The sequence below is a fragment of the Streptomyces albiflavescens genome (assembly GCF_014645835.1).
Taxonomy (GTDB): domain Bacteria; phylum Actinomycetota; class Actinomycetes; order Streptomycetales; family Streptomycetaceae; genus Streptomyces; species Streptomyces albiflavescens.
The window spans coordinates 11,832-34,981 of the sequence record NZ_BMMM01000020.1 but is presented as its reverse complement, the minus strand read 5'-3'; the positions used below and the strand labels follow the sequence as shown (position 1 = coordinate 34,981).

Below are 23,150 nucleotides of genomic sequence, written 5' to 3'. Positions count from 1 at the left end.
CGCCGGACCCAACTAGGCTCCTGCGCATGGAGATTCTGGGAGCCACGCTGCGTATCTGCGTCGACGACCTGGAGGCCTCGGTCCCCTTCTACGAAAGACTTTCGGGCGGGCGCGCCCTCCGCTTCGAGCGTGGCGGCGTCTCGGTGGCTGCCGTCGGCTGCTTCCTGCTGATGAGCGGGCCCGAGGCCGAGCTGGACGTTCTGCGCAAGGTTGCCGCGACCATCGCCGTCAAGGACGTCGACGAGGCCCACCGTGTTCTCAGCGACTCGGGCGCCCGCATTCTGGCGGGGCCGGTCGCGACGCCGGTCGGGCGCAACCTGATCGCGATGCATCCGGACGGGGCGGTGTACGAGTACGTGGACCGGCGGGCGGCTGAGTAGGTTTTCGCCCCCTCCGCCCCTGCCCGTCCCTGGGGGCTGCCGCCCCCAGACCCCCGCTCAAAAGATCGCGCAGTTCCCCGCGCCCCTGAAAGGGGGCGCGGGGAACTGCGCGAACAACCCCCACCCACCCGCAGCCGAAAGGCTGGTGCGGGACGGGTAGGGGCGGAGGGGCGAGGAAACCCCACGTTCACTCGCCCGGCGGCCGCATCCGGAACTCGTATCGGCCCGGCAACGGCTCATCCGTCAACCGAGCCCACAGCTCGGAAATCACCTCGGCACCCTCCCGCAGATCCGCAACGTCGAACCCCGCGTCGAAGACACCCCGAGCCGCCCCCACCTCACCCTCGGCCAGCAACAACTGCGCCTCGATCAAGCGGAAGCGCCCACGCGAGCGCGTGGCGGGCCGAAGCCGTTCCCAGACGGCCCGCGCATCCGCCACACGTCGCACCGCGAGCAGGGCTCCCATCGCCTCACGTCCCAGCGCAGCCGTAGCCGCGGTCCAGACCTCACCGTCGTCCCGCCGCTCCCGGCACAGATCGTCGAACGCCTCGGCGTACCGGTCGGCGGCCCGCTCCCGGTTGCCGGCCTCCTGGTCGGCGACGGCGAGACAGCGGAGCAACGGCCAGAGGGACGGAGCGAGTTCGAGCGCTCGTTCCCAACTCCTCACCGCCTGTGCCAGATCGCCCGCGTGCCACTGGGCAACCCCGAGGTGGTATTCGGCGAGCGGCGCGGCCGGCGCGGTCTCGAGCATGTCGCGCCAGTGCGAGGCGACCAGGGTCTCGCCGGGCGGACCGACCCTTCGCGGCTCCGGAAACGCGCCGGATCGCAGCAACTCCAGCCACGGCGCCTGCGCGGCACCCAGCGTGGACTCGTCGAAGGGGGTGCCCGGCAACTTGTAGGCGGCCCGCCGCACTTCGAGCGCGCCCCAGCCGGATCCCACCGCGAGCACCTCGCCGGGTTCGGCGTCGGCGCGCGGCAACCAAGCGTCGTATGCGGCGTCGACGTCACTCCGAGGAAGGGAGGCTTCGAGCCGGACCTCGGCCTCCGTCCGCGCCGCCTCCCAGTCCGTCCCGTGGACCGCCTCCGCGTCCACCGCCAGCGGCCCGTAGGCCTCCAGCCAGGACACATCGCTCTCCGCGTCGAGCCGGACGTGTTCGAGCTGGGTGCGCGCGAGCCCGGCCTGGATCTCGCAGTATCCGCCGGTTCCCGGTTCGGTGAGCCACTCCTGCCAGCGCCGCCCTCCCGGACCGGAGCCCCAGACGAACAGCTTGCGACCGCGCAGCACGTCGGTGGATGTCTGCACGAGCCCGTCGCCGGAGTCGTCGAGCGCGGCGATCCAGCGCCGCCGCCCGTCGGGGACCTCGTAGAAGTAGTCGGCGGGGAAGGTGCTGTTCAGCGGATATGTCCGGTCGACCCCCTCGAACTCCGGTACCGGCACCCGCCGCAGCCGCCGCTCGTATCCGAAGTGCCATGCCTCGTCGGCCGGTGCCAGCACCCTGCGCTCCTCGGGGACCGCGATGTTGGACCACCAGTACACAGGCGCGGGTTTCTCGTGCGGATTGCGGATCCGGACGCCGACGTACAGGAAGTCGGAGCCGTCCGGCAGCCACAGGTCGACCTGGAAGGGGAGGTCGCGCAGCCGCTCCCACTCCCACAGGCGGAGCATCTCTCCCCCACTGCCTGAACGGCGTGGGCGGTGCCCCCAGCTGTCGGGGGCGGGGACGCGCGCGGCGTGGACGGGCGAGCAGGACAAGGTGGTGTGGCCCGTCGCGCCGATGTTCCACTCGATGCCGCCGGAGAACCAGGCTCCGTTGAGGGCGAAGCAGGCGGGCTGCACCACCGGGTTGCGGTAGAGGAGTTCCCGCCGGGAGGGCTTGTGGAAGAGCGAGACGATACGGCCCCCGTAGCCGGGCAGCACGGTGGCCCGCAGCCGGTCGTTCTCGATCACGATCGTGTCGATCTCGCGCGGCGCCCGCTGTCTCTCGTACCCGTCCCGGATGCGCTCGGGCAGAACACTGCGCAGCGGCTCGTAGCCGATCTGGCGGGCCATGTCGCGGGGCAGGCCCTCCTTGTCCCGTTCGTCGATGCGATGCATCTCGTCGAGCGGCCGGAGCGGCGGCAGCGGGTTGCTCGGACCCAACTCGGCGGCGGGAAGCGTCAGTACGTCACGTCGGATCGTCGTCACCATGACCATGGAACAGGGTCATCGAGGAGCTGACCAGGGTGTGAGCTCGTCAGGATCCGGTCAGGATTCCGCAAAGGCGGCGGCGACGAGGTCCGCGAGCAGCTCCCCATCGTCCTGGCCGCGGCCGGTCGCGAGGGCGAGTTCCTCGCCCCCGGCCGCGCCGATCCGGTCCGAGTTCCCGGGGTGCCGGAAGTCGGCCGAGCCGTCGACGGCGGCGAGCACGTGGTGCTCGATGCGGTCGGCGAGTCTGCGGGTGTACGCGGCGATGGCGGCCGCGTTGAAGACCCCGTCGCCCTCCTGCCAGTCGCCGCGGTCGTAGCGCGGCGGTACGACGACCCCGCCCTCTGGGGGCACCTCCCACGCCCTTAAGACAGTGGGGGAGCGCCGAGACTCTGTACGATCCGCTGCTCACGCAGGGCACCGGCGAGCTTGTGGCAGCCGGGGACGGTTCCGGGCGCGGGAGGGCGTAGGCCCAGGTTGGACGGTGCGTCGAGCACGACGATGTTCCGCATGGAGGTCATCCTCACCCGAGAAGAGCTCAGCGGGAAGAGATCATCTCCGTCGTGATCGCCCACCGCTCGTGGTCCCGCCAGGCCCCGTCGATGAAGATGAAGTCCGGCGAGAAGCCCTCCAGCCGGAAGCCGCAGCGCCTGGCGAGCGCGATGGAGGCGGCGTTCTGCGGCTGCGCATTGATTTCGAGCCGGTGCAGCCCCATCTTTCCGAAGGCGTACCGCACGACGAGCCCGAGGCCCTCGGCCATCAGCCCGCGCCCCGCCGCGTGCGCGAAGGCGCCGTACCCGAGCGCCCCGCACAGGAAGCCGCCCCTGACGATGTTGTTGATGTTGATGAACCCGGCGATGCCTCCTCCGTCCCGTTCGCACACGAGGAACCCGGCCTTCGTCGGATCCTCGATGAGCCGCCGCGCGTATGCGGCATAGGCGTCGGCGCTGCCGGGCGGAAAGAGCCACGGCTGGTGCAGATCCTTGCTCTCCCGCGCCCGGGCGGTGAACTCCGCACCGTCCTCGTACGTGAAGTGGCGTATGCCCACGCGAGGGCCTTCAGCGAGATAGCGGACGTTGTCAGGCATCCCGTCACCCTACGCGAGCGCGCGGCTCAGCCCCTGCGCTTCACGGCGTACGCCCCGCACAGGCCGCCGATCACCCCGGTACCGAGAAGTGCCATCCACAGCGGCATGGTCACTTCCGGAATGAACAGCCGGATCTTGGTACCGCGGGTGTTCTCGAAGACGAAGATCAGGGCGAGCAGGGCCAGTGTGGCGACACTGACCCTGCCGGGTGCCAGCAGCCCGCCACTGCTCGTCCCGCCGCTCGCGCCGGCACTCTCGGAGGTCTTCGGGCTCATGCGCTCAGGATGAGTCGCGAGATGCCGGTCCGCGCGGTGACAGGTTCCTCCGGGTGATCCCGGGCCGATCCCCGGCGGCGAGGCGTTCAGTCCCCGACGACCGGCAGCCGCAGCACCCCGGTGTCGTCGGGCGCGCTGGTGACCGTCACCGGTTTGACCCCCTTGTTCCCGAAGTACGCGTCGTCACTGGCGGCGACGACGAACCGGAGGCGGTGCCCAGCCTCGTACCGGTGCACGATCCCCGGCAGCGTGACGGTGAACCGCTTCGTCACGTCCGGCACCCGCACCGGCGGGTGCTGTGACACGTGTCAGACGAGGTCAATCACCGTGCGGAGACTTTATTGACGAAGATTCAGTGAAGGGTTTGCTGGCTGAGCGCGGGCTCGTCCAGCGTCAACGTCCCGGCGTCCGCGTCGAGTTCGGCCCGGAGCCCGAACGGGATGGTGAGCGCGCCGTCGCAGTGCCCGAACCCGAAGCGTTCGACGATCGGCACGCCGAGCCCGCCGAGCCGGTCGGCGAAGACCGCACGCAATCCCTCGTACGGACCGCAGTCCACCCATGAACCGAGTGCGATCCCAGCGACGCCGTCGAGCCATCCGGCCCGCAGGAGCTGGGTCAGCATCCGGTCCAGCCGGTACGCCTCCTCGCCGATGTCCTCGATCAGGAGCAGCCCTCCCCGGGCGGAGGCACGGGCGTGCGGTGCGCCCAGGTCGGCGGCGAGCAGGCACACACAGCCGCCGAGGGTCACGCCCCGGGCTCGTCCCGGCACCAGCGCGGTGCCCTCGCTCGACGCGATGGTTCGCACCGACTCCGGCTCGAAGAGCGTCGCCCGCAGATGCTGCTGCGCCCGCGCGTTCTTGAGGAAGTCGACGGCCGCCACCATCGGTCCGTGCAGGGTGGCGAGGCCCACCCGGGTCGCGAAGGCCTCATGCAGCGCCGTGATGTCGCTGTATCCGACGAACACCTTGGGCCCCGCGGCCCGTATGGCGTCCCAGTCGAGGAGGTCGACCATGCGCTGCACGCCGTACCCGCCGCGGGCGCACAGCACCGCGGCGACGTCCGGGTCGCACCAGGCGGCCTGGAAGTCCGCGGCCCGGTCCGCGTCCGTGCCCGCCAAATAGTCGAACTCCGCGTGCCGGGCCAGGACATGGGGTGCCACGACCGGGTCGAGATCCCAGCCGCGCAGGATGTCGAGACCGGCTTGAAGCCGCTCGTCGGGCACGGGTCCGCTGGGCGCGACGACGGCGACGCGGGCCCCTGCGGCGAGCCGCGCGGGCCGGGTCAGCGGGGTCGATGAGGTCACTCGGTGTACTCCAGATCCTGATCGAATTCCCGATCGAAGTCCCGGTTGAATTCTCGGTCGAATTGCCGGTCGAATTCCCGGTCGAATTCCCGGTTGGAATGCTGCCCCATATGCTGGCCGAACGGTTTCACTTGGCCAGCTCCAAGGTAGGGATGCCGGACGGGTTGAGGCCGAAGACCTGTGCGTACAGCGAGAGTTCGGACTCCAGCGCCCGCACCAGCGTCTCGGCCCGCCGGAAGCCGTGCCCCTCCGCCTCGAAGGCGATGTAGGCGTGCGGCACGCGTCGCCCCTGTTCCTCCAGTTTGGCCAGGAACCGCTCGCACTGCACGGGCGGGCAGATGGCGTCGTCGAGGCCCTGGAGCAGCAGGAAGGGCGCGGTGATCCTGTCGGCGTGCTCGGAGGGCGAGCGCTCCACGTACCGGCCGGGCACTTCGGCGATCGGCCCGACCAGCGACTCCAGATACTGCGACTCGAAGTCGTGGGTCTCCCCCGAACCCCATCCGACGAGGTCGAGGATCGGATAGAGGATCGTGCCGCAGGCGTAGACATCGGTGCTCGTCAGGGACGCTGCGGTCGTCCAGCCGCCGGCGCTGCCCCCTCGGATGGCGAGCCGCCGCCGGTCGGCGGTGCCCTCCTCGGCCAGCGCGAGCGCGACGGCCGCGCAGTCCTCGACGTCGACGACGCCCCACTGCTCGCGCAGCCGGTTGCGGTACTCCCGCCCGTGTCCCGTCGATCCCCCGTAGTTGACCTCGGCCACGCCGATCCCGCGCGAGGTGAAGTACGCGATCTCCAGGTCGAGGACGAGCGGCGACCTCCCGGTGGGACCGCCGTGTGCCCAGACGACGTACGGCGGCAGCTCGTCGCCGGGGGCCACATGGTCGGGGTGGTGCGGTGGATAGATGTGCGCGTGGATCTCTCGTCCCGCAGGTCCGGTGAAGGTGCGGATCTGCGGCTCCGGGTAGTACGCGGGGTCCACCGGGTCGTCGTGCGCGGCGCCGATCACCCGGGCCCGACCGGTGCGGGCGTCCAGCTCGACGACCTCGTAGGCGCTGCGGGGGCTGGCGCCGACGCCCACGATTCTGCTGCCGTGCGCGGCGAGCGTCGGGGCGAACTCGGTCCAGGGTCCCGCCGCGTCGACGACCTCCCCGGTCTCCGGGTCCAGGACACCGAGCGCGGTGGCGCCCCGCCCGTGCACGACGGCGATCAGCCCGCTCTCCAGCGGTGCGAACCAGCGGTACCCGATCCGCCACAGCGAGCCGCCGAACTCCTCCTCGCGCGGGCAGACGGCCGTCTCCTCGCCGTCCCGGTCGAGCCGGTACAGATTCCACCAGCCGGTGCGGTCACTGACATACAGCAGGGTTCCATCGGGGGCCCAGTCGACCTGGACGACGGACTCCTCCGTGCCGCCGGCCACGGACCGAGCGCCGCGCATCGTGCCGTCGTCGGCGAGGTCCGCGAGGACCACCTCCGTCCCGTCCCATGGCATCCGCGGGTGGTCCCAGGTGAGCCAGGCCGCCTGCCGGCCGTCGGGCGAGAGCCGGGGGCCGGTGACGAACCGTTGCCGCCCGTCGGTCAGCTCCCGCACGGCGTCCCGGTCCTGTGCGGCGGACCCGTCCAAGGGCACCGCGGCGAGGACCCGCCGCACATCGGTCGGCCCGTCCCCGGTGAACTCCTCCAGAACGCACCACACTTCACCGCGCACCACCCGCAACTGCGGGTCCACCCAGCGCAGTCCGTCGCCCACCGGCGATACGGGTGTCAGCGGCCGTGGCTCGCCGTCGGCCTCGTACAGATAAAGCCGCTGATCGGCGAAGTTGACGAAGACGACCAGGGGTCCCTCGGGGCGCATGACTCCGGCCCAGGGGTGACCGCCGTACTCGATGACGCGGCTGCGTACGTTCCAGGGGGCCGGCAGCACCGACTCCTCCGTGCCGTCGGCCTTGCGCCGTACGAGCGTGCGCCGCCCGCCTTCCGTGGGCCGTGGTTCGGTCCACCACGCCTCGTCGCCCACGAAGCCCACGAACTCGGCGTGCCCGTCGTGCGCGGCGGCGAGCGCAGCGTCGATCGGCGAGGGCCACGAACCGTATGACATGCTCTGCATCCCGTCCCCCTAGGCCGTGCGCAGAAAGCGGTCGAGAACGCGGACGCCGAAGTGGAGCGCCTCGACCGGCACGCGCTCGTCGACGCCGTGGAAGAGCGCCTGGTAGTCGAAGCCCTCCGGGAGCTTCAGCGGCGCGAAGCCGTATCCGGTGATGCCGAGGTGCGAGAACTGCTTGGCGTCCGTGCCGCCCGACATGCAGTACGGCACCACATGCCCCTCGGGCGCGAACTCCTCGACGGCCGCGCGCATCTTCGCGTACATCACGGAATCCACCGGCGCCTGGAGGGCCACCTCACGATGGTGGAACTCCCACTCCACGTCCGGTCCGGTGAGCCGGTCCAGGGTGGTGCGGAACTCGTCCTCGCCGCCGAACAGATATCTGCCGTCCACGTATGCGACGGCCTCCCCCGGGATGACGTTGATCTTGTAACCGGCGCTCAGCATGGTCGGATTGGAGCTGTTGCGCACCGTCGCCTCGACGAGCGCGGCGGCGGGACCGAGCTTCTCCAGAAGGCCGTCCACGTCGTCGAGGTCACCCTCGATGCCGTAGAGAGCCGCGAGTTCGGTCAGTGCCGCGCGCACGGTCGGGGTGAGCCGCAGCGGCCACTCGTACGCCCCGATCCGGGTGATCGCGGCGGCGAGCCGCGTCACCGCGTTGCTCCGGTTCACCTTGGAACCGTGCCCCGCCCGCCCGCGTGCGGTGAGCTTGAGCCAGCCGGTGCCGCGCTCGCCGGCCGCGATCGGATACAACTGCCTGCCGCTGCCGTCGTGGAAGGTGAAGGCCCCCGACTCGCTGATGCCCTCGGTGCAGCCCTCGAAGAGTCCGGGGTGCTGATCGGCGAGGAACCCCGAGCCGTCCTCGGCGCTCGCCTCCTCGTCGGCGGTGAACGCGATGACGACGTCGCGGCGAGGCCGCACCCCATCGCGCGCCCACGCGCGGACGACGGCCAGGATCATCGCGTCCATGTTCTTCATGTCGACCGCGCCGCGCCCCCAGACGACACCGTCGCGGATCTCCCCGGAGAACGGGTGCACACTCCAGTCCTCCGCGTGCGCGGGCACGACATCCAGATGGCCGTGGACGAGCAGGGCGTCGGCGGACGGGTCGGTGCCCTCGATACGGGCGACGACGTTCGTGCGCCCCTTCGTGCGCTCCAGGAGTGTGGGCTCCAGGCCCGCTTCGGAAAGCCGCGCGGCCGCGTACTCGGCGGCCGGGCGCTCCTGGCAGTCCCCGCCGCCTCGGTTGGTCGTGTCGATACGGATGAGGTCGGACGTGAACCGTACGACTTCGTCGAGAGCCAGTGCGTCAGCCATATTGCTCCTCCACCGCGGCCGAGACGATCGTGGTGACCGCCTTGAAGGTGCGAATCCCCTCGTACATGGTGTCGCTGGTGTACGCAACCTTCCGTTCCCCGATGCGCTCGACACCGGGTACCACGGTGGCGGCCATCGACAAGTGCTCGGCGTCGAACTCCAACGCGACGGTGAACGGGCCGCCGACGACCGGCTCCTGACGCACCGCCAGTGATGCGGCCTCCTTGGCGGCGGCCCTGATGTCGGCGGCGGTCCTGGACGGCGTACGGCACACCGCCGCGTAGCGCGACACATGGTCCTTGACGGCGACCTTCAGCGCCTCGGGCGCATATCCCAAAGCGTCCTCACAGGCCACGTCGTCGCCGGTGACGAGCACGATCGGCACCCCGTACTCGGCGACGACGTGCGCGTTGAGCAGCCCCTCGCTGGCCCGTGTGTCGTTCACCCACACGCCGGTGATGGAGTTCGCCAGATAGGTGTGCGCGAGGACGCCCTCCATACCCGCGCCCGCGTGGTAGCCGACGAACGCGATGCCGTCCACGTCGTCGTGCTGCACTCCCTCCACCATGGACAGCGACTTGTGCCGCCCCGTGAGCATCTCCGCTCTCTCGTCCAGCCGCTCGAGGAGCAGGTTCCGCATGGTCCAGTGGGCCTCGTTGATCAGCACCTCATCGGCGCCGCCGTCGAAGAAGCCGAGCACGGCGGCGTTGACGTCCGAGGTGAACATCGAGCGGCACCGCTCCCACTGCTCGGTCCCCGGCAGCACGTCGGCCGGCCAGGTCACACCGGTGGCGCCTTCCATGTCGGCACTGATGAGGATCTTCATGCACGAAACCGTACGCGCTTCGGCCCGGGCCCGGCAGAGCCTGTGGACAACTCTCACCGGCCCAGACCACTGGCATCACCCGGTACGCCCCGCCACCAGCCACTTCGACGGAAGTTCGATACGCGCACCGTCAGCCGTGTACTCGGTCGTGACGAGGGGGAGTTCACCGCTCGCGACGACCGTGAGGCCCGCGGCGCGGAGGTACTCGGGGACCGCGGCGTCCGCGACCTCGCCGGGTGCGATGCCGTGCCGGAAGACGGGAGCGAGCTTGGGCGGCGGTCCGTCGGCGCTCTGCGCCAGGCCTCTCAGCATGAGTCCGGCGGCCTCGGCGAGCTCCACGAGGAAGACCCGGCCGCGCTCCCCCACCAGCGTCGCCAGGCCGTCCACCAAGGGCTGCCGGTCGTCCGGCTCGGCCTGGTGGAGCACACCCCGCATATAGACGTTGGCGTCGCCGAGCTCGGCGTGCAGCGTCTCCGCCTCGGTCTTCTCGGCCGCGTCGAGCAGCCGGTACCCGGCCTGGCCCGCCGGGTCGGCAAGGCGGGCGTGGTCGAGTGCCGCGGCCGACAGGTCGGCGCCGACGACGTGGGGGAAGCGGTCGGCCAGGAAGCGGGTCTGGGTGCCGTTGCCGCAGCCGAGGTCGACGAAGGGCAGGTCACGGTCCGTCAAGTGCGGTGCGAAGAGTGGGAGATGGACGCCGACGGTCACCACGGGCTCGGCGTCCCAGATCACCGCCCCCTGTTCCTCGGGGGCCTCGCGCCAGAAGCCCTCCCAGGCTTCCCGGTACCGACTTGTCACACTCATTGCCCGCTCCCCAGGTTGCGACCGCGGCCCGCCGGAACGTGGCAGGCCAGAACGGTCTATCGCGCCCGGCGCGAAGCGACAAGCGGTGGCGCATTCCTTCACGGCGCATTCGATACCCGTACGCCTTCGCACGCCGCCCGCGCCCCCTCCGTCCCGGGCGTCGCACTAGGCCCTGTCGTCAAATTCCCGTCTGCCCCGCGACGCCATGCACGCACTCTCGCCGCACCGGGCACAGACCCAAGTACATCCAGTACGAGGGCCTGTGCCCGGCACGCCGAGAGCACGCACCTGACGCCGCAGGGCCCGCCCTCCGGGCGGACGACGGGAATGTGACGACAGGACCTAGGGGGTCAGCGCCGCGGCAGCGTCAGTTCGAACCACACGGTCTTGCCCGCGCCGGTCCGGCTGGTCCCCCATTCGCGGGCCAGCGAGCTGACGACACGCAGGCCGCGCCCGAACTCGTCGTCGGGCCCGGCGCTGAGCAGTGTCGGCAGCGTGTGATCGTCGTCGGCGACCTCGCACAGCAAGGTGTCGCCCCGGACGAGCCGCAGCTCGATCTGGCGGCTGTGCGTGTGCCGTACGGCATTGGTGACGAGCTCGCTCACCATCAGCTCGGCGCTGTCGGCGAGGGCGGCCAGGCCCCACACATGCAGCTGTTCGCGGATCACGGCGCGTGCCCTGTCCACTTCCAGGGGGTCGAGCGCGAGCTGCCACTCGGCGACGTCCTCGGGCTCGATGCCGTTGAGCCGGGCCATCAGGAGGGCGACGTCGTCCTTGCGGCCACCACGGGTGTTCAGCGCGCGGATGATGGTGTCGCAGGCGTCGTCCATGGACGCTGCCGGGTGGGCGGCGGACTCGCAGAGTGTGGCGAGGCCGACCCCGATGTCCTCGCCGCGCACCTCGACCAGTCCGTCGGTGCACATCACAAGCCGGTCGCCGGGCGCCACGCGCACGCGCACCGCCTCGAAGGGGACTCCGCCGACTCCGATGGGCGCGCCCGTCGGCAGGTCGAGCAGTTCGCTGTACCCATCAGCGGCGCGGACCAGGACGGGCGGGATGTGGCCCGCGTTGGCGATGTGCAGCTCGCCTGCGATGGGGTCGTAGATGGCGTACAGGCAGGTCGCGAGGTAGGTGTCGCCGAGCCGCTGGGCGAGGTCGTCGAGGTTGCGCAGGAGTTGGGCGGGAGGCAGGTCGAGTGCGGCCATGGTCTGCACGGCGGTGCGCAACTGGCCCATCATCGCGGCCGAGTTGAGTCCGTGACCCATGACGTCGCCGACAATCAGGGCGGTGCGGGAGCCGGGCAGCTTCACCGAGTCGAACCAGTCGCCGCCGACCCGCCCGAGGAGCATGCCGGGCAGATAGCGGGTCGCGATGTCACATCCGGACATGCGGGGCGCGATGTGCGGCAGCATGCTGTCCTGGAGGGTCTCGGCGACGCTCTCCTGGTACGTGTACATGCGTGCGTTGTCGAGTACGAGGCCCGCGCGGGCGGCGAGTTCGGCACCGGTGGCCCGGTCCATGTCGTTGAACTCGACCCGCTCGGGGTGGCGCAGCAGGATCATGAATCCGAGCACCACATTGCGGGCCTTCAGGGGCACGACCAGCATGGAGCGGTTGGTGATGAGCGGCCTGATGTCGCGCTTCTCGAACTGCGCGGCGATCATGTGCCCCATCTGCTCGCTGATGCGCGGAACGAGGACGGGTTCACCGGTGGTCATGCACTGGAAGAACGGTGTGTGCGCCGGAAAGGGCATGGCCTCGCCGACCGGTACGACGTCGTCCCAGCGGCCCGGCTCGTCCGTGTGCTCCAGAGCGACCCGGTGCCACATGGTGGTCGTGTCGGGCACCCCTTCGGGGAAGCCCTCACCGGCGACGACCTGTTCACGCAGGTACGTGCCCGCGACATCGGTGAAGCGCGGCACGACGGCCCGGCTGACCTCGACGATGGTCTTCGACAGGTCGAGGGAGGTACCGATGCGGCCGCTGACCTCGTTGAGGAACTCCAGGCGCTCCCGGACGGCGACGTATTCGAGGTCCTCGCCCTCGTCCTGGACGTCCTGGGGCACGGGCTCGCCGGAGGCGGCGGCCCTGGCCACCCGCTCGCGACGCGCCTTGCGCTCGGCTCGCCGGGGCACGCCCCAGTCGGGGGTGACGGGCACCCGGTCGTTCTGGCTGAACTCCAGGACGGGGTAGCCGAGTTCGAGGACCTGCGCGACGATGCGGGCGCTCTCGCCCACGCTCATGCTGGGCAGGATCTCGGGGAGTCTGCGGGCCAGCTCCTCGGCGCCGGGAAAGTCGGTGTACAGCGCGAAACCGGGTGCGATGCGCTCGACGGCCGCCTCGCCGGCATCGGAGACCTCGTGGCGCATCGCGCCCGCGTCGGCGGCGACCACGAGCAGCCGCTCCCGTCCCGGGCCCACGAGCGGGTACGCCCACCACAGGACGTCGACCCGCTCGCTGCCGACCGCGGTGAGCCGGGCGCGCCCGGCGGCCGGGTAGGAGAGCCGCCCGCCGAGGGAGGACTCCAGGTCGGGGCCGAGTCCGTCGTACGCGGCGTAGGCCCCGTAGGGCGCTGTGTCCTCGTCCTCGGGGAGCGCGCCGGAGACGGGGAGCAGGTCGACGACGGGGCGGCCCACCGCGTCCTCCTTGGGGGCACCGAACAGGCGCCTGGCGCCGGTGCTCCAGTGCGACACCAGGCCGTCGCGGTCCACGACGACCACGGCCAGGGGGATGCGGCCGACGGCGGACTCCGCCGCGCCGTGGCCGGCTTCGCGGCCGGGAGTTGCGCCCATTTCGGTGCCACGACCTGCGTCACTCTCTGTGCCACTCTGCATGGCCCCAGGCCCTTTCTCCCCACGGCTCCGCAAGATCTGTGCCGCCTCCACTACCGTACGGCGGCGGCCCGTCGCGATGTGTGGCAATACGGGAATTGACTTCTCCAGGGGCGGCTCCGGCGCACGGCGGGCCGTACAGCGCCCCACCTGTCTAGTCTTCGTGCCCCAATTGCAAGTCCCGTTCCGTCCTGCCGCCCCCGGCGACCTGGAGCACAGTGGCCACGGGCGGATAGCCCGCCGCGATGACGGTGTACTCACCGGAGGACAGGTCGACGAACCGGAACGTTCCGTCTGCGCCGGTGGTCAGCGTGTCCACCACGTTTCCCGCGGCGTCCAGGAGCGTCACGCGCGCGTCCTCGACAGGGCGTCCGCCGCCCGCCCGTACAGTGCCGCGCAGTACGGCGCCGCCGGCCAGTTCGACGTCCTGGCGGGTCTCGCGCGCGGCCTGGACCGTGACGGGGAGCGCGGCCGGGCGGAACGCGGGCGCGCTGCCCGCGAGGGTGTACTCGCCGGCCACCAACTCCGTGATGACATAGCCTCCTTCGCGCCCGCTGCGCGTGGTGGCCACCACCTCACCGTGCACATTGGTGAGCGTGACGGTGGCGTCGCGCACCGGGGTGCCGTCCGCCGTCAGCACGCTTCCGGCCAGGCGTCCCGCACCGCCCAGGACGACATCCAGCTCCACGGGGCGTTCGCCGACCGTCACCGAGACGGCCTGCGGCTGGTGGCCGCCGGCCGCGGCGATCAGGACGTACGAGCCCGAGCCGGGCGTGGACAGCGCATACCGCCCGTCCTCGCCGCTGGCGCCCCGCCCGATCTGCTGTCCCGCGATGTCGATGAGGGTCAGCGCGGCGCGCGGCACGACGGTGCCGTCGGGGTGCTGCACCGTGCCGCAGACGGGGACTCCGGCCGCGTACGCCGAACGGGCCTGCGGAATCTGGGCGTTCACCTGGGCGAACTCCGGGTCGGCGGTGGGGGTGTTGTGGGACACCAGAGGTTTCTCCTTGAGGAAGAAGGCGATGAGCAGTCCGAGGACGAGCACGGGCACGAGGTAGAGGAAGATCCGCGGCATGGCGTCCGCGTAGGCCCCGATGTAGTCGTCGCGCAGAGCGGCGGGCATCGCGTGGACAAGCTGTGGGGTGAGCGACTCGGAGTCCGGAAGACCGGCCCCCGCGCGCGTGGGGAGACGATCGGCGAGCGCGTCGGTGAGCCGATGGGCGAACAGGGTGCCGAAGATCGCGGCTCCGACGCTGCCGCCGATCTGCCGGAAGTAGTTGTTGGCGCTGGTCGCGGTGCCGAGGTCGGCCGGTCGTACGGAGTTCTGCACGGCGAGGATCAGGACCGGCATCACCATGCCGATGCCCGCGCCCAGCACCGCCATCCAGATGCTGTAGTGCAGCCGGGGAGTGTCCACTTCGAGGCGCGACAGCAGCCACATGCCGACGGCCGACAGGGCGCTGCCGAGGACCGGATAGACCTTGTAGCGGCCGGTGCGGCTGATGAGCTGCCCGGAGACCACGGAGGCGCCGACGATGCCGCCCATCATGGGGAGCATCAGCAGTCCGGACTCGGTGGCGCTGGCCCCGTCGACCATCTGCAGGAAGGTTGGCAAGTAGCTGGCGGCCCCGAAGAGGGCGACGCCGATGACCAGGCCCACCAGAGCGGTGGTGTTGAAGACGCCGTCCCTGAACAGCCGTAGCGGGATGAGGGGTTCGGCCGCGAAGCGCTCGGCGACGAAGAAGAGGGCGGTCGCGGCGAGCGCACCCGCCCCGAGCCCCAGGATGACCCGTGAACCCCACGCGTACTCGGTGCCGCCCCAACTGGTGAGCAGCACCAGGCACGTTGACGCGGCGGCGAGGAGCAACACCCCGAGCAGGTCGAGGCGGCCCCTGGCGGTGGGCTTCGGCAGCTTCAGTACGACGGTGACGACGGCAAGCGTGACCAGACCGAAGGGCACGTTGATGTAGAAACACCACCTCCAGGAGAGGTGGTCCGTGAAGTAGCCGCCCAGAAGAGGGCCGGCCACCGAGGCGAGGCCGAACGCGGCGCCGATCAGGCCCATGAAGCGCCCGCGTTGGCGCGCGGGCACGATGTCCGCGATGATCGCCTGCACGCCGATCATGAGGCCGCCCGCACCGATGCCCTGGATCGCGCGGAAGGCGATCAACTCGTCCATGGTGCGCGACCATCCGGCGAGCGCCGAGCCGACGACGAAGACGGCGATCGCGAACTGGAAGACACCCTTGCGGCCGAAGAGATCACCGAACTTGCCGTAGACCGGGAGTCCGACGGTAGAGGTGAGCAGGTAGGCGGTGATCGCCCAGGACATCCTGTCCAGGCCGTGCAGCTCCCCGACGATCTTCGGGAGCGCGGTGGCCACGATCATCTGATCCAGGGCGGCGAGCAGCAGGGCGAGCATGAGCCCGAAGAAGACCAACCGCACCTGACGTGGGCGGAGTTGGACGGGCTCGGCGGTCGCGTCAGCGGAGTCCTGCGGGGGCGTGGGAGCCGGTTGGTCCTTCACCAGAGTGATCCCGCCCACGTACCGCTCCCCTCGTCGCGCCCACTGCACAATTCCCGCTTATCGCGACAACTGCGAGCAAGCACGACGAGTTACGGCGTACCGTCGCGCGACTGGGAGATCCACTCGAAACGGTGAGGCGCCAACGGGCCCTGTATGGCCGACCCTTGGCGAACAGACCGCGTGGGACTACTTCTCCACCTCGGTGGCGAGCTTGGCGAGCACCGCGTCGTAGATCCGGGCGAGGCCCTTGGGTGCGAAGGTCCTCTCGAAGAAGCCGCCGATGCCGCCCGCACCGTTCCAGACGGTGGTGATCACGACACGCGACTTGCCCTCGCCGGCCGGGGTGACCCGCCAGGTGGTGACCATGGAGGAGTTGCGGTCCTTCTCGACGAGCTCGCCGTCGGTGGGCTCGCTCACCTCGAGCAGACAGTCGCGGACACGCTTGCTGGTGGCCTGGAGCTTCCAGTGAACGAGGGTGCCCTCGCCGTCGCCGCCCTCGCGCACCTCGTACTCGCTGAAGTGCTCCGGCAGCAGCTTCGCGCGCGTGCCGCTGTAGTCGGCCAGGGCGTCGAACACCGCCTCCGCGTCCGCCGCGATGACCCGCTCCGTCGTGGCCTCGACCTGCGCCATGGCACTTCCTCCAGCAATTGGTTCCTCGGGGGTGTGCGGCCAGCCAACCACCAGGCGGCCCGGCCGCCCAAATCGGGGTCCGCGCAGGGCGCGGACCGGCCACCGGGAGGCGCTTCGGAGGTGTCGTGGAAAAGGAGGTCGCACGATCAAGGGAACATGTGTTCTATTCTGTGTCCAGTGCTATCGAGGAGGCGTCATGCGCTGGGAGAACCTCACAGTGGACCCCGCCGGGGACCCCGCCCGGGACGCCGCGCTGTTCGGCGCGGACGCGGTGACCACCCGGACCTTCGACACTCCGGAGTTCCGCGGGATCACCTTCCACGAGATCCGTGCGCGCTCGATCGTGAACCGGGTGCCGGGGGCTTCCCGCATGCCCTTCGAGTGGACGGTCAACCCTTATCGGGGGTGCACGCACGCGTGCGTGTACTGCTTCGCGCGCAAGACGCACAGCTATCTGGACCTCGACACGGGACTCGACTTCGACTCCCAGATCGTGGTGAAGGTCAACGCGCCCGACCTGCTGCGCCGCCAGCTCGCCTCCCGCCGCTGGCACGGAGAGCACATCGCGATGGGCACCAATGTCGACTGTTACCAGCGCGCGGAGGGCCGCTACCGCCTGATGCCCGGCATCATCTCCGCGCTGCGCGACCACGCGAACCCCTTCTCGATCCTGACGAAGGGCACACTGATCCTGCGCGACCTCGACCTCCTGAAGCAGGCGTCCGAGGTCACCGACGTCGGCATCTCCGTCTCCGTGGGCTTCACCGACCCCGACCTGTGGCGCACCGTCGAGCCGGGCACGCCGGCCCCGGAGCGCCGCCTGGACGTCGTCCGCACCCTGACGGACCACGGCATCGGCTGCGGTGTCCTGATGGCCCCGGTGATCCCCTTCCTGGGCGACCATCCGGCCCAGTTGCGCGCCACGGTACGGGCGATCGCGGCCTCCGGCGCCACCTCGGTGACCCCGCTCGTGCTGCATCTGCGGCATGGCGCCCGCGAGTGGTTCATGGCCTGGCTGGAGCACTATCACCCGTACCTCGTACGGCGTTACGAGCGGCTGTACGCGGAGGGCGCGTACGCCCCGAAGTGGTACCAGCGCCGGATCACCCGTCAGGTCCACGAGCTGGCCGAGGAGTACGGCATCGGCCCCACGCGCGCGGGGATGCCCCGCAGGATCGCCACCCCCGCCGAGCCGCCCGCGACCGCGGAGCCGACTCAGCTCACGCTGCTCTGACGCACCTTCGAAACATTCCTGACGGCATCCGAGCGCATCCCGCGGCTCAATCGGGTCAAGTCTTGTCAGAACGAGTTCTTCCGGCCTTCCTTTCCGGGACGATGCGGCGAGGGCCGTGGCCTGCACGGCTCAAAATCCTCCGTCCTGGGGAGGCTTTATGAAGAAACGCGCAGCTGCTCTGTGCGGAGCAGCCGCCGTGGTGGCCGGGTTGATCACGTCGATCCCCGCCGACGCGAGCGCCGGCTCCGCGACCGCACCGCGCACCACCCAGACCGCGAAGCTCACCTGGAAGAAGTGCGGGACCAACGACTATCCGAGGCTCCAGTGCGCGTCCCTGAAGGTGCCGCTGGACCACTCGAAGGCGCAGAGCCGACTGATCACACTCGCCCTGTCCCGCGTTCCGCACACCGCGAAGACGTTCCAGGGCCCGCTGCTCGTCAACCCCGGCGGACCCGGCGGCAGCGGTCTCACACTGGCCGGATTCGTCGCGTCCTCGCTGCCGAAGAAGGTGGCGGCGCAGTACGACGTCATCGGCTTCGACCCACGCGGTGTCGGCGCCAGCACGCCCGCCCTGGACTGCAAGCCCGGGCACTTCGACCCGGTACGCCCGGACACCGTCCCCAGCACCCCGGCCATAGAGAAGGCCAATCTCGACCGCGCCAAGGCCTTCGCCAAGGCGTGCCGCACCAAGTACGCGAGCCTGCTGCCGTACATCGACACGGTGAGCGCGGTCCGGGACATGGACTCGATCCGGAGCGCGCTGGGCGCCAAGAAGATCAACTACTTCGGCTACTCGTACGGCACCTACCTGGGCGCCGTGTACGCGAAGCTCCACCCGAACCGCGTACGCCGCCTGGTGCTGGACTCCATCGTCGACCCCACCGGCGTCTGGTACGACGACAACATCGGGCAGGACTACGCCTTCAACGACCGTCACCTGGCCTTCCTCGCCTGGGTCGCCAAGCACAACGCGACCTACAAGCTCGGCACCGACCCGGCGAAGGTCGAGGCCAAGTGGTACGCGATGCGCGCCGCGCTCGCCAAGAAGCCCGCGCAGAAGAAGGTGGGCGCCTCCGAACTGGAGGACACCTTCATCCCCGGCGGCTACTACAACGGCTACTGGCCCTACCTCGCCGAGGCGTTCGCGGCCTATGTGAACGACAAGAACTCGGACCCGCTGATCAAGGCGTACGGCACATTCGGTGCCGTCGACGCCTCGGGCGACAACGGCTACAGCGTCTACACCTCGGTGCAGTGCCGTGACGCCTCCTGGCCGCGCGACTGGAACCAGTGGCGCAAGGACAACTGGGCGGTGTACGACAAGGCGCCCTTCATGGCGTGGAACAACACCTGGTACAACGCGCCGTGCGCGTTCGGGCCGAAGGACTCGCGCCGGCCTGTGGACGTCTCCAACAACGCCCTTCCTCCGACCCTGCTCTTCCAGGCCACGAACGACGCGGCCACCCCGTACGAGGGCGGCGTCACCGTCCATCACCTGCTGCGCGGCTCCAGCCTGGTGGTCGAACAGGGTGGCGGGAACCATGGCATCACGCTGAGCGGAAACGCCTGCCTGGACAAGTACCTGGCGACGTATCTGACCAACGGCACGGTGCCGCACAGCGGCGGCGAGATCGACGCGGTGTGCAAGACACTGCCCGACCCGGAGCCGCTGACCACCACCAAGGCGGCCTCCACCACCTCGCGCGGCTCGGCGCTGCACGGGCTGCTCGGCTTCCGGGGCTGAACTCCCGCTGAGCGGTGCCCCGTCGGGGGCGTTGTCAGACCCATGGTCCACCATGGACGCATGAGTGAGCTGACGCGCATTTCCGCCCCCGGCGGGGTCGCCCCCGCCGCCGCGTACACCCACGTCGTGATGGGTACCGGCCGCTTCGTGGCGGTCTCGGGCCAGCTCGCCCTCGACGAGGACGGCAAGCTCGTCGGCGAGGACGACCCGGCCGCCCAGGCCCGTCAGGTCTTCGAGAACCTGCGCCGGTGTCTCTCCGCCGCGGGGGCCACGTTCGACGACGTCGTCAAACTCACCTTCTTCGTCACGGACATGGCCCACATGCCCGCGATCCGCGCGGCCCGCGACGCGCACATACCCGCCGACCGGCTCCCGGCCGCTTCCGCCGTCCAGGTCGCCGGGCTGGTCCGCCCGGAGTTCCTCATGGAGATCGAGGCGTACGCGGTGGTGGCCGAGTGAGCGGGCTCCTGGTCCGCGAGATGACGCTCGGCGACTGCGACCGCGTGGCCGAGATCCGCATCCGAGGCTGGCAGATCGCGTACAAGGGCCTGGTACCGCAGCCGTACCTCGACGCGCTCAGCGTGGAGAGGGACGCGGCACGGCGGCGCGCGTACTTCGAGCAGGGCGGCGGCGAGGTGGTGAACCTGGTCGCGGAGCGGCACGGCGAGGTGGTCGGTTGGGCCTGCCACGGACCGTACCGGGACGGTGAAGTCCGCACGGACGACATCGAGTTGTACGCGATCTACGTGCATCCCGACCGGGTCGGCGAGGGGGTGGGGCGCGCGCTGCTGCGGGAGTCGGTCGATCGGTGCGCGGCGGCCGGGCACGCACGGATGCTGCTGTGGGTGCTCAAGGAGAACGCTCCGGCCCGCCGCTTCTACGAGCGCGCCGGCTTCGCCCCCGACGGCGCCGAGGAGCCTTTCGACGTGGACGGGGTCGCCGTGCCCGAGGTGCGATACGTGCGGCTGCTGGCCGACGTCGGAGTGGAGTGACGTACGCCTGCGCCGTCTCCTTGGGTCAGACGTCGGCCTGCGCCTCGCCCTTCGGCAGCCGCGCCAGCGCATGCACGGCCGCCTCCGCGAGTGCCGGGTGTGCCAGCGCCTCGTTCAGGACAGGTCTCGCGCGTACGTCCTCCAGTGAGCCCAGGCCCTCCACGCAGGCGAGCGCGACCCTGCGGTACGGGTCGTGCGGGCGCAGCCTGCGCTCCAGGGTGGTGATCAGCGCGGGCACGGCCTCGGGAGCCCGCAGCTCGACGAGCAGCCGTACCGGGTGGAGCGCATAGGCCACGCGCAGCTCGTTCGTGGCGAGTGCGGCCGCCGCGCGGGCCGTGCGGGGGTCGCCGAGCCGGGCCAGGGCGTACGCGGCGGACGCGCAGCGCTGCGGGTCGCGGTGGTTGAGCAGCAGGACGAGCGCCTCGAAGGCGCGCCGGTCCCCGGCGACCCCGAGCCGGAAGGCGACCAACTCCCGGGCCCACAGAGGCTGCCCCGGCGCGGTCAGCGCGGCTGCCAGCTCATCGATCTCCTCGGTCGCCAGGAGTCGGTCGTATGCCGTCGAGGCCCCGGCCTCGGTCCGTAAACGCTCCGTGAGTGATCGCAACGCTTCGTCCATGGCGCCGAGCCTAGAGAAGCCTGTGAGGCGCGGGGACGTACATCACAAACTCGGGGGCTGGCGCGCTCGTTACTGGCGGGTTAAGCTCAGACGAGCGAGTTACCCACTCGCGCAGTACTTACGGCGGCCTGGTGACGCAGCCGCCGTGAGAGCAGTCGGTTCGGTACTTCAGGTACCTGCGTACGACACGGCTCCGGGACAGGGCCGGTCGATCAGCACCGTTCCGCGCGGCGCCCGTTCGTCGGCGCCCTCGGACGGCACCCGGGCGTGTGCGCTCGTCAGCCCGGTAACACCCGCAACCTCCGCACTGTGTGCGCCTGTTGGCGTACCCGCGTGCGCTCCTCAGTCGTCACCCTCTCTCTGGAGTCCCGCGATGGCCACTCCCCTGTCCGACACCCCTCTGTCCCCGCTCAAGACCGTCGCCGTCGTCGGCCTCGGCACCATGGGCACCGGCATCGCCGAGGTCCTCGCCCGGGCCGGCCGCGACGTCATCGGCATCGACATCAGCGAAGCCGCGGCCACCCAGGCCATCACGGCGCTCGAAGCGTCCACCGCCCGCGGTGTGGAGCGCGGGCGCTGCACCGAGCAGGAGCGCGCCGGCGTTCTCTCCCGCTTCCGCACCTTCACCGATCTGCGGGCCGCGGCCGACGCCGACCTGGTCATCGAGGTGACCCCGGAGTCGTACGACATCAAGCAGCAGGTCTTCCGCGCGCTCGACGACATCGTGCGCCCGGAGACGATCCTGGCGACCGGCACCAATGCGCTGTCCGTGACGCGCCTCGCCGCCGACTCGGCCCGCCCCGAGCGCGTGCTCGGTCTGCACTTCTTCAACCCGGCGCCCGCGATGAAGCTGGTCGAGGTCGTCTCGTCCGTGCTCACCGCGCCGAGCGCGGTGACCGCGGTCACCGATCTCGCCCTCGAACTCGGCAAGGAGCCTGTCGCGGTCGGCGACCGCCCCGGATTCGTCGCCGACGGGCTGCTGTTCGGCTACCTCAACCAGGCCGCCGCGATGTACGAGGCGAAGTACGCCTCCCGCGAGGACATCGACGCGGCGATGAAGCTGGGCTGCGGACTCCCCATGGGACCGCTGGCGCTGCTCGACCTGATCGGCGTGGACACCGCGCGGACCGTCCTGGAGGCCATGTACGCCGCGTCGCACGACCGGCTGCACGCCCCCGCGCCGATCCTCAAGCAGCTCAGCGAGGCGGGCCTGACCGGCCGCAAGTCGGGGCGCGGCTTCTACTCGTACGAGGCTCCCGGCAGCACCACCGTCGTGCGGGACGCGCTGACGCCGCTGGAGGGGGCCGCTCTGGCCCCGGGCCGCACGGTCCGCTCCGTCGGCGTCGCGGGCTCCGGCACGATGGCGTCCGGCATCGCCGAGGTCTTCGCGAAGGCCGGATACGAGGTCGTCCTCGCCGCCCGCAGCGAGGAGAAGGCGCAGGCCGCCAAGGCCCGTATCGGCAAGTCGCTTTCGCGCTCTGTCGACAAGGGCCGGATGACGGCCGAGGCGGCGACGCAGACCCTGGAGCGGATCACCCCGGCGGGCTCGTACGACGCCTTCGCCGAGGTCGATCTGGCGCTGGAGGCGGTCGCCGAGGACCTGGAGATCAAGCAGCAGCTGTTCGCCACGTTCGACAAGGTCTGCAAGCCCGGCGCGATCCTCGCCACCACCACCTCCTCGCTGCCCGTCGTCGCCTGCGCCCGCGCCACCTCGCGCCCGCAGGACGTGATCGGCATGCACTTCTTCAACCCGGCCCCGGCGATGAAGCTCGTCGAGGTCGTGCGGACCGTGCTGACCGCGGACGACGTGCATGCCACCGTGCGCGAGGTCTGCGCCAAGATCCGCAAGCACCCGGTGGACTGCGGCGACCGCGCCGGTTTCATCGTGAACGCGCTGCTCTTCCCGTACCTGAACAACGCGATCAAGATGGTGCAGGAGCACTATGCGTCTCTTGACGACATCGACGCGGCGATGAAGCTGGGCGGCGGGTACCCGATGGGCCCGTTCGAGCTCCTGGACGTGGTCGGGCTGGACGTCTCCCTGGCCATCGAGAAGGTTCTGCACCGCGAGTTCCGCGACCCGGGTCTGGCCCCGGCGCCGCTCCTGGAGCACCTGGTGGCCGCGGGCTGCCTCGGCCGCAAGACGGGCCGCGGCTTCCGCGAATATGCCCGGCGCTGAGCGTCCGGGCGACTGGTTCGGAGACAGCGCCGACTGGGGCGGACTGCTCGACCCGACCGGAAACCCCCCGCCCGTCGAGGGCGGGGGGGTCCCCGGACATGCGCGCTCTCCTGCGCACATGCAGT

Annotated in this window: 19 protein-coding genes and 2 pseudogenes; 6 read left to right on the top strand and 15 right to left on the bottom strand. The window is 70.6% G+C overall.

Annotation, left to right across the window (positions count from 1 at the left end):
- The first annotated feature begins 26 nt into the window (after positions 1-26).
- The gene (locus tag IEY95_RS39420) at positions 27-380 is read left to right on the top strand and encodes a VOC family protein (protein ID WP_189191048.1); all 354 of its coding nucleotides are present in this window, start codon (positions 27-29) and stop codon (positions 378-380) included.
- Between the two features lie 187 nt (positions 381-567).
- On the opposite strand, the gene IEY95_RS39415 is transcribed toward IEY95_RS39420, so the two are convergent.
- The 14 genes and pseudogenes from IEY95_RS39415 to IEY95_RS39355 form a co-directional block, all read right to left on the bottom strand.
- Positions 568-2,574, bottom strand: a complete 2,007-nt coding sequence (locus tag IEY95_RS39415; protein WP_189191047.1) for a DUF5107 domain-containing protein — start codon at positions 2,572-2,574, stop codon at positions 568-570.
- A gap of 99 nt (positions 2,575-2,673) precedes the next feature.
- Positions 2,674-3,077 (bottom strand): annotated as a pseudogene (locus tag IEY95_RS39410) (arginase family protein); the annotation flags it as partial.
- A 26-nt stretch (positions 3,078-3,103) separates the two neighbouring features.
- Positions 3,104-3,652 carry a GNAT family N-acetyltransferase gene (locus tag IEY95_RS39405; RefSeq protein WP_189191046.1) on the bottom strand — a complete coding sequence of 183 codons (549 nt, stop codon included), beginning with the start codon at positions 3,650-3,652 and terminating at the stop codon, positions 3,104-3,106.
- A 26-nt stretch (positions 3,653-3,678) separates the two neighbouring features.
- Positions 3,679-3,927 (bottom strand): LapA family protein, encoded by a 249-nt coding sequence (locus tag IEY95_RS39400; protein WP_189191045.1) that lies wholly within the window; start codon positions 3,925-3,927, stop codon positions 3,679-3,681.
- Positions 3,928-4,013: 86 nt separating this feature from the next.
- Positions 4,014-4,217: pseudogene (locus IEY95_RS39395) on the bottom strand (CocE/NonD family hydrolase C-terminal non-catalytic domain-containing protein); the annotation flags it as partial.
- Between the two features lie 62 nt (positions 4,218-4,279).
- Positions 4,280-5,230, bottom strand: a complete 951-nt coding sequence (locus tag IEY95_RS39390) for a S66 peptidase family protein (RefSeq protein ID WP_189191044.1) — start codon at positions 5,228-5,230, stop codon at positions 4,280-4,282.
- Positions 5,227-5,361 carry a hypothetical protein gene (locus tag IEY95_RS50270; protein WP_268240542.1) on the bottom strand — a complete coding sequence of 45 codons (135 nt, stop codon included), beginning with the start codon at positions 5,359-5,361 and terminating at the stop codon, positions 5,227-5,229. The genes IEY95_RS39390 and IEY95_RS50270 overlap by 4 nt, the downstream gene beginning before the upstream one ends.
- A complete protein-coding gene (locus tag IEY95_RS39385) occupies positions 5,358-7,331 on the bottom strand; it encodes a prolyl oligopeptidase family serine peptidase (RefSeq protein WP_189191043.1) in 1,974 nt (657 codons plus the stop codon). Before IEY95_RS39385 ends, IEY95_RS50270 begins: the two co-directional genes overlap by 4 nt.
- A 9-nt stretch (positions 7,332-7,340) precedes the next feature.
- Positions 7,341-8,645, bottom strand: a complete 1,305-nt coding sequence (locus IEY95_RS39380; RefSeq protein ID WP_189191042.1) for a M20/M25/M40 family metallo-hydrolase — start codon at positions 8,643-8,645, stop codon at positions 7,341-7,343.
- Positions 8,638-9,471 carry a M55 family metallopeptidase gene (locus IEY95_RS39375; RefSeq protein ID WP_189191041.1) on the bottom strand — a complete coding sequence of 278 codons (834 nt, stop codon included), beginning with the start codon at positions 9,469-9,471 and terminating at the stop codon, positions 8,638-8,640. The genes IEY95_RS39380 and IEY95_RS39375 overlap by 8 nt, the downstream gene beginning before the upstream one ends.
- A gap of 75 nt (positions 9,472-9,546) precedes the next feature.
- On the bottom strand, positions 9,547-10,272 hold the full coding sequence (locus IEY95_RS39370; RefSeq protein ID WP_189191040.1) for a class I SAM-dependent methyltransferase: 726 nt from the start codon (positions 10,270-10,272) through the stop codon (positions 9,547-9,549).
- A gap of 350 nt (positions 10,273-10,622) precedes the next feature.
- A complete protein-coding gene (locus IEY95_RS39365) occupies positions 10,623-13,106 on the bottom strand; it encodes a SpoIIE family protein phosphatase (protein WP_189191039.1) in 2,484 nt (827 codons plus the stop codon).
- A gap of 151 nt (positions 13,107-13,257) precedes the next feature.
- On the bottom strand, positions 13,258-15,648 hold the full coding sequence (locus IEY95_RS39360) for an MFS transporter (protein WP_189191038.1): 2,391 nt from the start codon (positions 15,646-15,648) through the stop codon (positions 13,258-13,260).
- Between the two features lie 168 nt (positions 15,649-15,816).
- Entirely contained in the window at positions 15,817-16,260 is a 444-nt protein-coding gene (locus tag IEY95_RS39355; protein ID WP_189191037.1) for an SRPBCC family protein, read from the bottom strand.
- 196 nt (positions 16,261-16,456) lie between these two features.
- Between IEY95_RS39355 and IEY95_RS39350 the strand changes: the two genes are divergently transcribed.
- The 4 genes from IEY95_RS39350 (at position 16,457) to IEY95_RS39335 (ending at position 20,230) form a co-directional block, all read left to right on the top strand.
- Entirely contained in the window at positions 16,457-17,494 is a 1,038-nt protein-coding gene (locus IEY95_RS39350; protein WP_189191036.1) for an Rv2578c family radical SAM protein, read from the top strand.
- A 157-nt stretch (positions 17,495-17,651) separates the two neighbouring features.
- On the top strand, positions 17,652-19,238 hold the full coding sequence (locus IEY95_RS39345) for an alpha/beta hydrolase (protein ID WP_189191035.1): 1,587 nt from the start codon (positions 17,652-17,654) through the stop codon (positions 19,236-19,238).
- Between the two features lie 60 nt (positions 19,239-19,298).
- Complete coding sequence (locus IEY95_RS39340) at positions 19,299-19,697, top strand: RidA family protein (protein ID WP_189191034.1); 399 nt, start codon at positions 19,299-19,301, stop codon at positions 19,695-19,697.
- Between the two features lie 20 nt (positions 19,698-19,717).
- Positions 19,718-20,230 carry a GNAT family N-acetyltransferase gene (locus IEY95_RS39335; RefSeq protein ID WP_189191146.1) on the top strand — a complete coding sequence of 171 codons (513 nt, stop codon included), beginning with the start codon at positions 19,718-19,720 and terminating at the stop codon, positions 20,228-20,230.
- A gap of 25 nt (positions 20,231-20,255) precedes the next feature.
- On the opposite strand, the gene IEY95_RS39330 is transcribed toward IEY95_RS39335, so the two are convergent.
- Positions 20,256-20,846, bottom strand: coding sequence for an adenylosuccinate lyase (locus IEY95_RS39330; RefSeq protein WP_189191033.1), 591 nt, complete (start codon positions 20,844-20,846; stop codon positions 20,256-20,258).
- A 373-nt stretch (positions 20,847-21,219) separates the two neighbouring features.
- Here IEY95_RS39330 and IEY95_RS39325 point away from each other — a divergent pair, with 373 nt between their 5' ends.
- Complete coding sequence (locus IEY95_RS39325) at positions 21,220-23,025, top strand: 3-hydroxyacyl-CoA dehydrogenase family protein (protein ID WP_189191032.1); 1,806 nt, start codon at positions 21,220-21,222, stop codon at positions 23,023-23,025.
- The last annotated feature ends 125 nt before the right edge of the window (positions 23,026-23,150 follow it).